The sequence below is a fragment of the Chryseobacterium sp. OV279 genome (assembly GCF_900128945.1).
Classification (GTDB): domain Bacteria; phylum Bacteroidota; class Bacteroidia; order Flavobacteriales; family Weeksellaceae; genus Chryseobacterium.
The window spans coordinates 962674-977668 of record NZ_FQUD01000003.1 but is presented as its reverse complement, the minus strand read 5'-3'; the positions used below and the strand labels follow the sequence as shown (position 1 = coordinate 977668).

Sequence of the window (14995 nt, the reverse complement as noted above, 5' to 3'; positions counted from 1 at the left end):
TTCTCCGCTTTTTTATTGACCATTAATTTTAAATGTATTATTTCTTTCCCGTCAGCCACTGAGTTTGTAGTTTCAGTTCTGCCGGAGTAGGATTGGCTTTATACTGCAGACTTTCAATCGTCATTTTGTCTAAAATAGCTTTTCCTTTAAGTTCTATTTTATCAGTCTTATCGCCATTTTTTCTAAGGATAGTAACGGTAACATTTTGTCCTTCCTTAATTGATTTTGAGTAATTGATAAAATCCTGCATTTTCTGAATATCGATTGTTTTTCCATCCAGAGCAAGAATTTCATCTGTAATCTTGAATCCTATGCTTTTCGCAAATGGTGATAATGCTGAGCTTTCATCAAAGATAAATGTATTATTCTTATCGTTATAACCTGTCTGATTCGGGTCTTTAATGAACCAGAACAATGGAGGTGTATCTTTCTTTTTTGCTTCTACGCCTACCATATTGAGATATTCTGCATAAGGTGTAGGCTGGTTTCCTGCGATATATTTGTTATAGAAATCCTTTACCTGAGGATATCCGGTTACGGTTACCAATTCGTCGATCAGCTTGTCATCTTTGAAAGGTTTGTTTTCCCCAAATCTCTGAGACAGCTTTCTGATCATATCACGGTAACCCATTTCCCCGTTAGACAGCTTTCTCAGTTCGATATCCAGACACATAGCCAGTAAAGCCCCTTTTTCGTATACGTTTCTGTACTGATCTTTGTATCCGTCCTGCAGGATATTTTTACTCATCACCGTAAACGGCATCGTATCATCGTAACTCTTGGAATTGGTGATCTTTTCATTCATTCTGTGAAGGAATTCATCTTTATTGATCAGTCCTTCCTGGATTTGGAAAAGATTCGCAAAATATTCTGTTCCTCCTTCATACATCCAAAGGTGCTGAGACATTTTCGGATCTGCATAATCAAAATAATGGATCTCTTCAGAATGCGTTTTCAAAGGATTCACGGTGTGGAAGAATTCATGGGAAACGACATCTGTAATCGTTTTGTCGATGGCTTCTTTCGGCATCATTTCAGGAAGTACCACACTTGTGGATTCATGGTGCTCCAATGCTCCGAAACCTTTGATTTTTGGCCCGTCACCTCCTGAAAGGTAAAGCATGATCGCATATTTTTTATTGGTATTCATGTCGCCCAGGAATTTCTTCTGAGCCAGTACCATTTTTTCAAGATTCTCTTTAAAGTCTGCGGCTTTGTATTTTCCGGTTGGAGAATAAACGCCCAGTACCAGATCCATTCCTCCTGCATTGAAGGTGATATAATCCGGCTTGGTGTACATCAGCGGAGAATCCGTTACTTTAGCATAATTAGCCAGTGTAAACGTATCTGTAGCATCAGATTTGTCCTGATCTACCAAAGCTGTTGTTCCATAAAAACCGGCAGGCTTCTGAACGATAAGCTGATATGGAACATCCTGCATATTGTCGATATATCCGATGAAACCATGGGTATTGATCATAAAGATTTTTCCTTCCTCAATATCAGTTCCTGACGGAGAAAATACAGCTTTGTGCTTTGAACTGTCCATTTCATCATCAAAACTGTCATTCACCAGGTACGTTACTTTGGTCAAATCTTTAGCGTTTTTTAATGAATAGGTATTGTCATTGACTTTGGTGTAGGCAATTTCTCTTCCTTTGTTGTCTGTAAACTTGATGCCTTCCACAAATCTTCCGTAGTCATCTACAGAATACGTACCGGGAACGGTTTTGGGAAAATGGAACTTGATATCTCCGGATTTCATTTTCGGGAATTCCATGGTAACGGCTACCTTGTCGTCTTTTACATTCACAAGATCAATCGTAGTTTTTATGGATTGGGCATTGGCCAGAAATGCGGCGAATAGACCCAGGCTGATTGCTGTTTTTCTCATTAGGTTTAAATATTATAGTTAAATAGTAGTTTTTTTTATCGTTTTGTTACGAAATGTAATATTAAACTTTTCTTAAAATTTTTAAACGCAAAAGATGAGTGAAATAAAAAGGGCAAACTTGCTTATTTTCAAATTTGCCCTTTTACAGTTTTATAATTACTGAACGTTCTTATAATTGATATAATAGTTCTTGTTGAATTCTATCGGGGTAGACTTTTTCAGTTGCACAGTCTGCCAGCTTTCAGTTGGATTGATCGTTTGATCTCCGTTAATGATCACCGGAAGTTTAAGATCCTTCACCCCATTGGTGTACCGGAATTTTAAAGAGGTTCCGTTTTGCGAATACTCAAGAGTAGGGATGTTAACGGTTCTCAAATACTGATTGAAAATACTTGAAAGATCGATTCCTGATTTTGAAGACATGTAATCTTCAATCTGCTTGGTGGTAACGGTTTGATGATAGAAATCTTTATTCATTCCTCTCAGAATCTGTCTGAATTTCTCATCATTGTTGATCACCTGTCTGATGGTGTGGATCATGCTGGCTCCTTTTGGATACATATCACCGCTGCCTTCATTTCTCACACCATATTGTCCGATGATAGGAACATCATTCTGGATGTTTCCACGGATTCCTATGGCATATTGGTCAGCCGATTTTTTATCCATGTATTTTTCTGTGAAAAGAACCTCGGAATACATGGTGAAACTCTCATGAATCCACATATCTGCCTGATCTTTTGCAGTGATATTATTGGCATACCATTCATGTCCGCTTTCGTGGATGATAATGTAATCCCAGTTAAGGCCTACGCCCGTTCCCGAAAGATCTCTACCCAGGTAACCGTTGGTATAGCCATTTCCATAAGCTACATTACTTTGGTGTTCCATGCCGAGATACGGAGTATCAATCAGTTTGTAAGAATCTTCATAGAATGGATAAGGTCCGAACCAGTACTCAAATGCAGACATCATAGGTTTTACCTGCTGAAACTGTTTTTTTGCTTTTTCAAGGTTGTAATCTAAAACCCAGTAATCCAGATCCAGTTTTCCTTTTTCACCGGTAAATGTATCTTTAAAATTGACATATTTACCAATATTCGGGATGATAGAGTAGGCATTGATCGCATTTTTTACCTCCCAGATATAAGCCGTTTTATTGCCTTCTGCTTTTTTGCTGATCAGTCTTCCGTTTCCTACGCCTACAAGATCATTCGGCGTAATGATTTTCATAATGATCCCGTTTTCAGGTTCATCGCTCCAGATATCTTTTGTCGGAAGCCAGATGGATGCTCCGATTCCTTCATCGGCAACACTCATCCACGGATTTCCTTTTTCATCCTTAGCGAAAACCCAGCCTCCGTCCCACGGTGCATTTTTTGCAATCACAGGATTTCCGGAATAGGTAACGTCAAGCGTAAATTTTTCTCCTTTTTTGAAGTTCTTTTTGGCGGTAACAAAAATAAAATCACCATCCTGCTTATAGTTGGCAATAGGGAAATTGCCTTCCACTTTATCAGCTTTCATCGGCTGTTGCAGGTCGATCTGGAAAACAGGGTTTGCAATGTCTTTGGTGATCTCAAAGCTGATTTTATTATATCCTTTAATGCTTTTCTTGGCAAAATCCGGTTCTACGGAAAGATCATATTTTTTAACATCCCAAAAATTCCTGAATTTCGTATCAGAACCTTTCAGAGTATCCTGTTTCGTGAAAACCTTATCTTTTTCAAAGAACTGCCCGAAGACCAGCCCCGAAGCGAATAAAAGTGTATATGTCAGCTTTTTCATTTAAAATCAAATTAAATTCTACCAAAAATAGAAAAATTAATGTCAATAATTTAAATGTAAGCACAAATAATTTTATTCTACTTGCTGAAATATATGATCCAAAACAAAGCGCTTACATATATCCAGAATAAAGAGAAAATGATATGGATAACAGTTTCAAAAGCTTTTCCTTTCCATAATTCTGAAGAATATCCAAAAAATTGAATGAACAGTCGGGTAGTCCAAAAGACCGCTAACCCAAGGGTGATTTTTTTACCCAAACCGGCTTCAGTCAGTTCATGCGGAGAGGTTAGGCAAAGTAAGCCCATAAGAAATACGGTTAAAGCAATGAAAATGGTATGAACTCTCATCATTTCCCGGTTCATCAGGCTTAATGACTGAAGTTCCTTTTCCCACTTAAAATATTTAGGAAAAATAAGATGTACAAATGCCAAAGCAATGAAAAGTGTTCCGATGATTTGTAAATGCAGTTCCATAGGATGAGATGATTACGGGTTACAAATAAAAATTGACATAAAAGGGGTGAATTTTACCTCTTTGAAAGATGCAAAACCAGCATGGCTAAAAGCATTTTTCCATACCGCTTTTGAAAAAAAATGGGTGAAGCCTACAGAAAAAGCCAGAAAATTCGGGAAATCCCGCAGGTGTTCTACCATGATTATTTTTCCTTCGGGTTTGCATAAGCGGTGACATTCTTTCAGGAACAGGACTTTTTCCTCATTTGACCTTATTTCATGTACCGCGGAAAGCAGAAAAATAAGATCAACTGACTGATCAGGCAAAGGCATTGAATTAGACTGCATCTGTTGGGTGTCAGGATATACAATGCTCACTTTGCGGGCTCTTACTATAGCCGGTTCCGTATGCCGTTGGGCATCGTAAAAATCAAATACTTTTAAATCTGCCTGAGGGAAATTATCTTTAATAATGTAGCTCGTTTCATCAAAACCGGCATTGATATTTAAAATCTTTTTTACTTTAGATTCATCAATAGAGCAGTCTTTCAGCCATTGAAAATCATAATACCCTGAAAAGTCATAAACATAAGCTGATACGATTAAAGGCATAATCAATCCATAAAGAAATGCAGCGATGATGATCCAGTATAAAAGATCTGACCATTCAAACAGTTGGTGGCTGAACGTTATTAAAGCTAAAATCCCTATTCCTATAATATAAAAATGGCGGTTAAAGCTTAAAATATTTAAGACGCCCTGAAATGGTCTTCTTGTTGTTTCCATGGTTCAATTTTTCCTTTTTTCCAGTAGTATGGAATGTTTTTAATGATAAAAGCATTGGCTAAAACAGGGTTTTCCAGTTTTAAAGTATCTAAAAATCCGAAATGATAATCAAGAATTTCTACCGGTGCGGGAGTCCAGTTTTGCCTTACCCCTTCGATGATAAGAACTTCCCGGGTTTCTTCATTGTAGGTAAAAGTAAAAGGCAGTGGTCCAGCAAACCTTCTTGCTTCTTTCCAGTCTGCAAATGGCGACTGAGGAGGTAGCGTAATATTTTCTTCTGTTTTGCTTATGCTGACTTTAAATCCGGACTTCACAGACTGTATTTCTTTTACATTATCTTTTTCTGTTTGTAGAATGTCTGTCGTAGAATAATTGTAATGAGTAAATACATTACCCATGAATTCCATTTTCTTTTTATCTGTTTCAGATTTAAGAATATACAGTCCGCGCAATCTTTTTCCGGTATTGCTCCTGTATCTTACAAATACCCGGTAACCGATCAGGAAAAAATCATTTCCCATGAATTTTGGAAAGCCTTTTGGACGTAAATTTTTTGTCTGAACCATGGCTGCCGCTACAAAAGCCCATTGATCCTGAAAAGTGTCGAGCTCCAGGCATTCCGGAATAAGATCCTGCAGTTGTTCTTTGGGAACAGCAAAGGTCAGAACAAGAGAACTTTCGAAAAAAGCTTCAACAGCGAACGGATGGTTTTTTAAAAAGTCAAACATGATGATTTAGTTTTTTGGGATTCAAATGAAACTCATTAAAATAAATAAGTAAAATAAAGAGAAGGGCAAACAGTGAATTGAATCTACCCCAAAGCAGTAAATCCGGAGCTATTATAAATTCAAGTATATTCATCGCTCCAATAATGGTGATTTGGGCAAGTGCATTAAACCTGGAATTAATCCCTGTTAATATCCATACCGTCATCACCATTTCTGAACATCCGATCAGAATCGTTAACAGTCTTGAATAATCACCACCTAAAATTCTGGCAACAATTTCTTCATGACGCGGAACAAAGTTCAATACCTTACAGAAAAGGCCATTGATGATCCAGACTGTGGCAATACCGTAATTGATGATGTTATAGATGCTTTTCATGGGGTGACGAATTGGTCTTATTAATTTCTATTCAAAGATAAAAATATTTTTGAACTTTCAGTAATTATTGAAAATAAAAGATCAAAAAAAACAACCTTTTTGCTGTAAAAGGTTGTTTAGTAATGTTTTATATTTTAATTTAAACTGTATTATTGTACAGTCGGTAGATTTGCAGCGTTTTTCTGAACCTTTTTGTAGGTGTAAGCACACATGATAATACTGAATTCATACAGAATAAGTAGTGGTAAAGCAGCCATAATCATACTTAAAACATCGGCCGGTGTAATAATTGCGGCAACAACCATGATCAGTACAATCGCGTGACGACGGTAAGTCTTCATAAACATGGGTGTCAGAATACCAATACTCGTAAGGAAATAGATCAGAATAGGGAAGAGGAAGATAACCCCCATACCTAAAATAACCTGTAAAAAGAGTGTGGTATAGTCGCTTAAGTCATAAAGCGGAATAATAATATCTGAGATCTTGAAAATAACTCCAAAATTAACAGCAAATGGAAGGATTAAGAAATAACCGCATAAAACGCCGGTCATAAACAGAATCCATACAGCATTGATAATAAAGATTGAGTTTTTTCTCTCTTTCGGATGAAGAGCAGGTCCGATAAATCTCCACAGTTCCCATACAATATAAGGAAAAGCTCCTACGATACCTCCGAAAACGGAAACAGCCATCATGACGTTAAACTGCTGGTAAAGTCTCTGGACACGAACCGGAAACTCTTTCGGAAGGTGAATACTGTCTTCACCCAAAAGCATCCTTGAAAAGTGGTTGACTACCCTGAAAGTTGGAAAATCATTTCTTGTCGGTCCAAAAAAGATGTGGTCCATGATCCAGTTGATATTGAATCCTACGGCAAAAGCTACCACTATAATAGCAATAATTGAGCGGACAAGATGACCTCTTAATTCTCCAATATGCCCCAGGAAGGACATGTCTTTTTTTTCGTCCATATACTACAGTCTATCTAATAATAGTAAACTCGTCAGAGTTAAGCTGTTTAAGTCTGCGAAATTATGAAATAATAATCAGTATTCAGAATTATTGGGAATGATTTTGTGTAAGTTTATAAGGACAATACCTTTATGTTTGATTTTCAGAAAAGAAACAGACGGTATTTTGAGGAATACCGTCTGTTGATTTATTATTTACAGGTGAAGATGATTCAATTGGAATTAATTAATCCCTTCATCAAGCAGTTTGTGCAGGTCAATGATCCCGAAATATTTTCCTTTTTCTGTGACGATCAGTTGGCCGATATTATTTTCTTTCAGAATTTTCATGGCGTCTTTAGCCAGCGTATCTCTTTCAATGGTTTTAGGATGGGCGGACATGATATCTCTGGCCTGAACCTTAGCAATATCATCTCCCTTCATCAGCATTCTTCTTAAATCACCGTCTGTAATTACTCCGATGATCTTTTCATCATGAGTCACCACTGTAATTCCGTGGCTGGATGCACTGATCGAGATAATCACGTCTCTTACTGGCGCATTTTCCTCTACCTGAGGTTTTTGTGGAGATAAAAACTGATCAACCTTTGAAACAAGATTCTTTCCTAAGCTTCCCCCCGGGTGAAATTTAGCAAAATCATTCTCTCTAAAATCATTAAGTTCCATTAAAGCAACGGCCATCGCATCTCCCAGAGCCATCTGAATCGTGGTAGAACTTGTAGGAGCCAGCTTGTTCGGGCAGGCTTCCACATCTACGTGGGTATTCAGGACAATTTCAGAGAATTCTGCAAGCTTGCTCTTCTTATTTCCGGTCATCCCTATCAATGCGGAAGAATAATCTTTCAGAAATGGGACAAGATTTGCTATTTCCGGTGAATTTCCGGAGTTGGAGATGCATAAAACAACATCCTGCTTCTGAATTACCCCCAGATCTCCATGGATCGCTTCGGAAGCGTGAAGAAACTGTGACGGTGTTCCCGTGGAATTTAAAGTGGCTACTATTTTATTGCCTACATGGGCAGATTTCCCGATTCCCACAACGATTAACTTCCCTTTTGCCGAATGAATAATCTCTACTGCTTTGGCAAAATCTTCATCTATCCTGTTCTTTAATTTTTCAAGTTCTGAAATTTCTATCTCTAAAGTGCTCTTCGCAATTGAAATAATGTCGGTTCTTTCCATTTTATAAGTATAAGGTATACAAAAAATCCAATGAAAAACGTTATATTTAAAAAAGAATATTTAATATAAGTTTTATTTTTTATAAATTCGTTCGCTTTTATTTTAAGCAGAATTTTTATAACTTTGGGTTGGATGCAAATTTAGCAATAGAAAATTAGATGAGCGCAAAAAAAGCCAATTTATCAGGCGAATTGAAAAAGTATTTCGGGTTTTCTACATTTAAAGGCCAGCAGGAAGAAATTATAGAAAACCTACTTAGTGGGAAGGATATATTTGTCTTAATGCCAACAGGAGGAGGTAAGTCATTGTGCTACCAACTTCCGGCACTTATTTCAGAAGGCACGGCAATAGTAGTTTCGCCTTTAATAGCGTTAATGAAGAATCAGGTAGATGCGGTAAACGGTCTTTCATCTGATGACGGGGTGGCACACGTTTTAAATTCATCATTAAACAAAACACAGACAAAACAGGTCTTTGATGATATCAAAGGCGGTAAAACCAAGCTTTTATATGTAGCTCCGGAATCATTGATTAAAGATGACTATCTGGATTTTCTGAGAGAAGTGAAGATTTCTTTCGTAGCCATTGATGAAGCACACTGTATTTCTGAATGGGGACACGATTTCAGACCTGAGTACCGGAACCTGAAATCTATTATCGACAGGATTGCCGATGTTCCGGTGATCGCTTTGACAGCGACTGCAACCCCAAAAGTTCAGGATGACATCCAGAAAACTTTGGGAATGACGGATGCGCTGGTTTTTAAAGAAAGCTTCAACCGTCCCAATCTATATTATGAGGTACGCCCAAAAGTCAATGTAGATAAGGAAATTGTGAGATTTATCAATCATCACAAAGGAAAATCAGGAATTATATACTGTCTGAGCCGAAGAAAGGTGGAAGAGTTTGCGCAGCTGTTGCAGGTCAACGGCATCAATGCGCTTCCTTATCACGCCGGTCTTGATCAGAAAGTAAGAGTTGCCAATCAGGACAAATTCCTGATGGAGGAGGTAGATGTGATTGTGGCAACCATTGCATTCGGGATGGGAATTGACAAACCGGATGTGCGTTTTGTGATCCATTACGATTTTCCAAAATCTCTTGAAAGTTATTACCAGGAAACCGGAAGAGCAGGAAGAGACGGTGGCGAAGGCTATTGTCTTGCATTTTACGATCCTAAAGATATTGAAAAACTCGAAAAATTCCTTGCCCAGAAACCTGTTTCCGAAAGAGAAATCGGTCTTCAGCTTTTAAATGAAGTGGTTGGTTATGCCGAAACTTCCATGAGCAGAAGACAGTATATTCTGTATTATTTCGGGGAAAATTTTGATCCTATAAAAGGAGATGGTGCAGAGATGTGTGACAATTCCTCCGATCCTCCAAAGTTAAAAGAAGCGACGGCAGATCTGAGAAAAGTGTTGGAGCTGATCAGAGATACCCAGGAAAAATTCAAGTCGAAAGATCTGATTTCCGTGATCGTCGGAAAAGAAAATGCCGTGACCAAATCCTATAAACTGGAACAGACTTCTCATTTCGGTTTCGGAAAAGAGGAAAAAGATAATTACTGGAAAACCATTTTAAGACAGGCTACCGTTCAGGGGTATCTGCAGAAAGACATTGAAACGTATGGCGTTTTGAAAATGTCAGACAAAGCAAGAAATTTCCTTGATAATCAGCCTAAAGAACCATTTCTGATAGCTGAAGACCGTGAATTTGACCTTTCCCAGACCAAAGCGGAGAGCGAACAGGTACAGCTACAGGCCAGCAGCGGACTTGACCAAAATCTGTTCGGTCAGTTAAAAGACCTGAGAAAAAAAGTGGCCAAGAAATATGGAATTCCACCTTATACGGTTTTCATGGACCCGAGTCTTGAAGATATGACGGTTCAGTATCCGGTTTCGGTGGATGAGATTGCAAAAATCTATGGAGTAGGAGAAGGAAAAGCCAAAAAATACGGCAAGGAATTCGCAGACTTCATCAAAACTTACGTTGAAGCTAATAATATTGAGCGTACTCAGGATATGGTGCTTAAACAGGTGGCGAATAAATCGAGTCACAAGGTTTTCATCATTCAAAGTACCGATAAAAAGATAGATCTTGAAGATATTGCAAGGGCGAAAAACCTTTCGATGAACGAACTTTTAAAGGAAATGGAAAGCATCGTTTATCAGGGAACAAAGCTGAATATCGATTATTATATTGAAGATAATTTCGATGAAGACATTGTAGACGGCTTTATGGAATTCATGACCGAATCTGAAAGCGACAGCATGAAAGTGCTTCTCGATGAATTTGGGGATGAACTGTCTGATGAAGAGGTAAGAATGCTGAGAATAAAATTTATCAGTGACGTAGCTAACTAAGAATGAATTTACAGAATAACGAAATAATTTTAAAAGAAATTCTTCCAAAGAAGGGTTTCTTTTTTAATATGACTGAAAAAATAAGAGCTGTGTTTTTCTTCATTTTTTTAGTACTCTCTACGATGTTTCTTATAAATACTATAGCATCGATACTCTTCTTTTTTGTAGTAATCGTTGTGGGAATCATATTTTTCACCACTTTTTTCAAATGGATTTTGACCTATTTTAAAGTGAAAAATAACTATTATCTCATCACAAACGAAAGGATTATTGTAGCTAAACAATCGACGAAGGAAATTATAAAAGAAAAAAAACTTTCAGAAATAAAGCAGGTTCATATTGAAATGAATAATAAGTTTTTCGGAAATATTATTTTTGGTGAACCGGAAGCTGCTTTTGGTGAAAATAATTCACGTTTTATTGTTTCTAAAAGAATGGAAATGAATTTTAAGCCAGATGAATATGCCTTTTTAAGTGTTGACAATATCAGCGAAATTATTCCTGTCTTCGAAAACTTAAAATTAAAGGTTAATAAAACTTTTTACTAACTTTAACTGATGAAAAGATCTGCGTGATTTTTTTAACCATTAAGATCAGTGAAGAAAAAAAAATATTTAAGAGAAAATCTAAAGATTTTTTAAGTTATATTTTTTACCATAAAGTTTAGGAAATCATGAGTTTAAACTGCTGATAAAAGTCAGCCACAACGTGGCGATTTAGCCTAAGATAGGATGCAGTCCTATCAGATTCTCAAACCATTCAGCTCTATACGGCATACACTAATCATAAAAGTTTTTTTCAAAAAAACTTTTATATCGTTTAAGGTTCTAAAAAGCAATGCTATTGGTATTTAGGCCGATCAGTCAATCATTATTTGAAACTTACCAAAACTTTTTACTAATTTTACAGAGATGAAAAAGATTTCTGTCATATTTATTCTGCCGGATCTGGAAACCGGTGGTGCAGAAAGGATTGTTACCACCATTGCGAATCACCTGTCCAGAGATCGGTTTGAGCCTAAAATCCTGCTGCTCCGCAAACAGGGCGGATATCTTAATTTTCTGAAAAAAGATGTTGAAATCATTGACATCAATACGGACCGGATCAGACATTCTTTAAAACCTATTCTGGGTGAAATCTACAGACGGAAACCGGATATTGTGTTTTCGGGTTTCGGGGAAGTGAATGCTTATCTGGCCTTGTTTATCAGACTTTTCCCGAGAACGAAATTCATCGCCAGGGAAACCAATGTGGTGACCCAGCATGTGACCAGAAAGGAAATTAAATTCTTCTATAATTTTTACAATAACTATCAGAAGATCATTGCACAAAGTGATGATATGATGAATGATCTGGTCGATAATTTCAATATTAAGAAAAAGAAAATTGTCAAAATAAACAACCCTGTAGATTTTGATTTTATTAATGAAAAACTAGCCATTTCTACCAAACCGGACTGTTTCAAATACAATTATAAAAACGTAGTAGCAATCGGAAATCTGTCAGCCAGAAAAGGCTTCGACAATCTTTTGAAGGTATTTTCAAGACTTAAAAACGAAAACATCATGCTTCATATTCTGGGTGATGGTAAAGACAGAGATGTCTTGCTTCAGACCAAGGATTTTCTGGGATTGAAGAATGTCATTTTTCATGGCAGACAGGACAATCCTTACCAGTATCTGAAATACGCAGATCTTTTTATCCTTTCTTCAAGATATGAAGGTTTCCCGAATGTGCTTCTGGAAGCAGGAGCGTGCGGAACCTATTCTCTGGCCAATAACTGTCCCGGAGGGATCAATGAGATCATTCAGCATCAGATCAATGGTGAAGTTTCCAATATCGAAGAGTATGAAGATTTCTCTCAGAAAATAATGAAAGTTCTTCAGGGGAATTATAACCGGGATGCGATAAAAAATTCCATCAGATCCAGATTTTCAAAGGATATCATTCTCGATAAATATGAAAAGGTGCTGATGGATATGATGAAGAAATAAGGGCAGGATTTGCTTTATGACTTCATATTTTTCTACATTTGGCCTTCATTAATTTATTTAAAATCAATATTCATCAATGAATACAATCCCCAAAATTGGATGTGCCTGTGAAAAGCCGACTTCGGACTATACGGAATACAGAAGTTCTGAATTAGGTATAGACCATACGAACGGAAGATATGCAGAAGTAACAATTCAACAGTGTAAACTTTGTCAAAGAATATGGGTTCGCTATTTCGTTGAATTCGAGCATTTTTCTAAATCGGGAAGATGGTACAAAGGAATTGTTACGAAAAAAGACCGCTTACAGATGACCCCAGAAAATACGGTGGAATATCTGGAAAACCTTGAATGGTATGTGTATGGAGGCTCGTTTTTTGAAAGTACAGGTACAATTGGACAGGGAAAGTTGAGTGTCTAGTATTTTATGCTGATTGAATAAAAATAAATATCAAACCAATGAAGCCATTTATAATTATTATTTTGATGCTGAATGCTGTTGTAGTAACGGCTCAGCAGAAGTCAATCTCCAGAAAAGAATTATTAAAAACTGCTCTTGATCAGAAAGTAAAATCCACAGAGATTCAGGAGATCACAATGGCAGCAGGGCAAGGTGCTCCGGAACATTTACACCCCTGTCCCGTTTTAGGCATAATAAATTCCGGAGAGGCTATTTTTCAGATAGAAGGAAAGGAGAAAGTGGTACTTCATGAAGGAGATGCTTTTTATGAACCTAAAAATGTGAAAATCCTTCATTTTGATAATGCATCAGCTGAAAAACCACTGGTCTTTACCGCCATTTATCTGAAGGCAGGGAATGAGGAAAATATAAAATTCATAAAATAACATTTTTCATAAAACTAAAGCATATAATTATCATTTTTAAAATTGATAAAACTCACTTTGGTGCTTGGTAATTTATATGTAAATTTGTGAGACTTAAGATAGATAATAATAAACAAATTCATAAAATAACATGAGTCAATTCGATGTTACTGTAATAGGTTCTGGTCCTGGTGGTTATGTAGCTGCTATCCGTGCAGCTCAGTTAGGTTTCAAAACAGCAATTATTGAAAAATATTCAACTTTAGGCGGAACTTGTCTTAACGTTGGATGTATTCCGTCAAAAGCACTTTTAGACAGTTCTGAACATTTCGAAAATGCAAAACATAATTTTGCAGGTCACGGAATCATTATCAATGAGCCACAGGCTGATATTGCAAGAATGGTTGCCCGTAAAAACGAGGTGGTAGATCAGACGACTAAAGGAATCCAGTTTTTGATGGACAAAAACAAAATCACTGTTTTTGAAGGTTTGGGAAGCTTCGAATCTGCTACTCAGATCAAAATCACGAAAAACGATGGTTCTTCTGAAACCATTGAATCTAAATATACCATCATTGCAACAGGTTCTAAGCCGTCTTCACTTCCTTTCATCAGTCTTGATAAAGAAAGAGTGATCACTTCTACAGAAGCGTTAAACCTTAAAGAAATTCCTAAACACCTGGTAGTAATCGGTGGAGGAGTTATCGGTCTTGAGCTAGGTTCTGTCTATTTAAGATTGGGAGCTCAGGTAACTGTTGTTGAATTCATGGATAAAATCATCCCTGGAATGGACGGTGCATTAAGTAAAGAATTGACTAAAGTTCTTAAAAAGCAGGGAATGAAGTTCATGCTTTCTACCGCTGTATCTGCCGTGGAAAGAAATGGAGATACTGTAAAAGTTACTGCTAAAGATAAAAAAGGAGAAGAGGTAGTTGTAGAAGGAGATTACTGTTTAGTTTCTGTAGGAAGAAAACCTTATACAGACGGTCTTGGCCTTGAAAAAGCAGGGGTAGAACTTGATGAAAGAGGAAGAGTAAAAACAAATGACCATTTACAGACTAACGTTGCCAATATCTATGCAATCGGTGATGTGATCAAAGGAGCAATGCTTGCTCACAAAGCCAGTGAAGAAGGAACTTTGGTTGCTGAAATCATTGCAGGTCAAAAACCACATATCAACTATAACTTAATCCCTGGTGTTGTATACACATGGCCTGAAGTTGCCGGAGTAGGTAAAACAGAAGAGCAGTTGAAAGAAGAAGGAGTGGCTATTAAAGTAGGTTCTTTCCCAATGAGAGCGTTAGGTAGAAGCCGTGCAAGTGGTGACGTTGATGGTTTGGTTAAAATTATCGCTGATGAGAAAACAGACGAGATTTTAGGAATGCACATCATTGGAGCAAGAGCAGCCGACCTTATCGCTGAAGGCGTAATTGCAATGGAATTCCGTGCAAGTGCTGAAGATGTGGCAAGAAGTTCTCATGCACACCCTACTTATGCAGAAGCTATTAAAGAAGCTGCATTAGATGCCACAGGTAAGAGACCTATCCATATCTAATTTTTTAATTGAAAGATTTAAAATTCAATATTTAAAGATAAAAGAGAAGTATTTTGCTTCTCTTTTTTTTGG

General features: G+C 37.1%; 14 protein-coding genes. 6 read left to right on the top strand and 8 right to left on the bottom strand.

Annotated features, from left to right (window positions below):
* Positions 1-37: 37 nt before the first annotated feature.
* The 8 genes from BUA72_RS16950 to BUA72_RS16915 all read right to left on the bottom strand — a co-directional run bounded on the left by BUA72_RS16950 (position 38) and on the right by BUA72_RS16915 (position 8186).
* Positions 38-1894, bottom strand: a complete 1857-nt coding sequence (locus BUA72_RS16950; RefSeq protein ID WP_072924056.1) for a M61 family metallopeptidase — start codon at positions 1892-1894, stop codon at positions 38-40.
* 156 nt (positions 1895-2050) lie between these two features.
* The gene (locus tag BUA72_RS16945; protein ID WP_072924055.1) at positions 2051-3682 is read right to left on the bottom strand and encodes a M1 family metallopeptidase; all 1632 of its coding nucleotides are present in this window, start codon (positions 3680-3682) and stop codon (positions 2051-2053) included.
* Positions 3683-3759: 77 nt separating this feature from the next.
* Positions 3760-4158, bottom strand: a complete 399-nt coding sequence (locus BUA72_RS16940; RefSeq protein WP_072924054.1) for a hypothetical protein — start codon at positions 4156-4158, stop codon at positions 3760-3762.
* Positions 4159-4170: 12 nt separating this feature from the next.
* The gene (locus BUA72_RS16935; protein WP_072924052.1) at positions 4171-4923 is read right to left on the bottom strand and encodes a methyltransferase domain-containing protein; all 753 of its coding nucleotides are present in this window, start codon (positions 4921-4923) and stop codon (positions 4171-4173) included.
* The gene (locus BUA72_RS16930) at positions 4887-5651 is read right to left on the bottom strand and encodes a DUF2071 domain-containing protein (RefSeq protein ID WP_072924051.1); all 765 of its coding nucleotides are present in this window, start codon (positions 5649-5651) and stop codon (positions 4887-4889) included. Before BUA72_RS16930 ends, BUA72_RS16935 begins: the two co-directional genes overlap by 37 nt.
* Positions 5644-6030 carry a DoxX-like family protein gene (locus tag BUA72_RS16925; protein ID WP_072924049.1) on the bottom strand — a complete coding sequence of 129 codons (387 nt, stop codon included), beginning with the start codon at positions 6028-6030 and terminating at the stop codon, positions 5644-5646. Before BUA72_RS16925 ends, BUA72_RS16930 begins: the two co-directional genes overlap by 8 nt.
* Positions 6031-6179: 149 nt before the next feature.
* Positions 6180-7004, bottom strand: coding sequence for a twin-arginine translocase subunit TatC (gene tatC, locus BUA72_RS16920; RefSeq protein WP_034725261.1), 825 nt, complete (start codon positions 7002-7004; stop codon positions 6180-6182).
* Positions 7005-7226: 222 nt separating this feature from the next.
* Entirely contained in the window at positions 7227-8186 is a 960-nt protein-coding gene (locus BUA72_RS16915; protein WP_072924048.1) for a KpsF/GutQ family sugar-phosphate isomerase, read from the bottom strand.
* Between the two features lie 158 nt (positions 8187-8344).
* Here BUA72_RS16915 and recQ point away from each other — a divergent pair, with 158 nt between their 5' ends.
* The 6 genes from recQ to lpdA all read left to right on the top strand — a co-directional run bounded on the left by recQ (position 8345) and on the right by lpdA (position 14923).
* Positions 8345-10549, top strand: a complete 2205-nt coding sequence (gene recQ, locus BUA72_RS16910) for a DNA helicase RecQ (protein WP_047456139.1) — start codon at positions 8345-8347, stop codon at positions 10547-10549.
* Between the two features lie 2 nt (positions 10550-10551).
* Positions 10552-11097 carry a YdbT family protein gene (locus tag BUA72_RS16905; RefSeq protein ID WP_072924046.1) on the top strand — a complete coding sequence of 182 codons (546 nt, stop codon included), beginning with the start codon at positions 10552-10554 and terminating at the stop codon, positions 11095-11097.
* A gap of 363 nt (positions 11098-11460) precedes the next feature.
* Positions 11461-12543 carry a glycosyltransferase gene (locus tag BUA72_RS16900; protein WP_072924045.1) on the top strand — a complete coding sequence of 361 codons (1083 nt, stop codon included), beginning with the start codon at positions 11461-11463 and terminating at the stop codon, positions 12541-12543.
* Positions 12544-12619: 76 nt separating this feature from the next.
* A complete protein-coding gene (locus tag BUA72_RS16895; protein WP_047456136.1) occupies positions 12620-12964 on the top strand; it encodes a hypothetical protein in 345 nt (114 codons plus the stop codon).
* A 38-nt stretch (positions 12965-13002) separates the two neighbouring features.
* Positions 13003-13389 (top strand): cupin domain-containing protein, encoded by a 387-nt coding sequence (locus tag BUA72_RS24675; RefSeq protein WP_072924043.1) that lies wholly within the window; start codon positions 13003-13005, stop codon positions 13387-13389.
* Positions 13390-13519: 130 nt separating this feature from the next.
* On the top strand, positions 13520-14923 hold the full coding sequence (gene lpdA / locus BUA72_RS16885) for a dihydrolipoyl dehydrogenase (RefSeq protein ID WP_034725270.1): 1404 nt from the start codon (positions 13520-13522) through the stop codon (positions 14921-14923).
* The last annotated feature ends 72 nt before the right edge of the window (positions 14924-14995 follow it).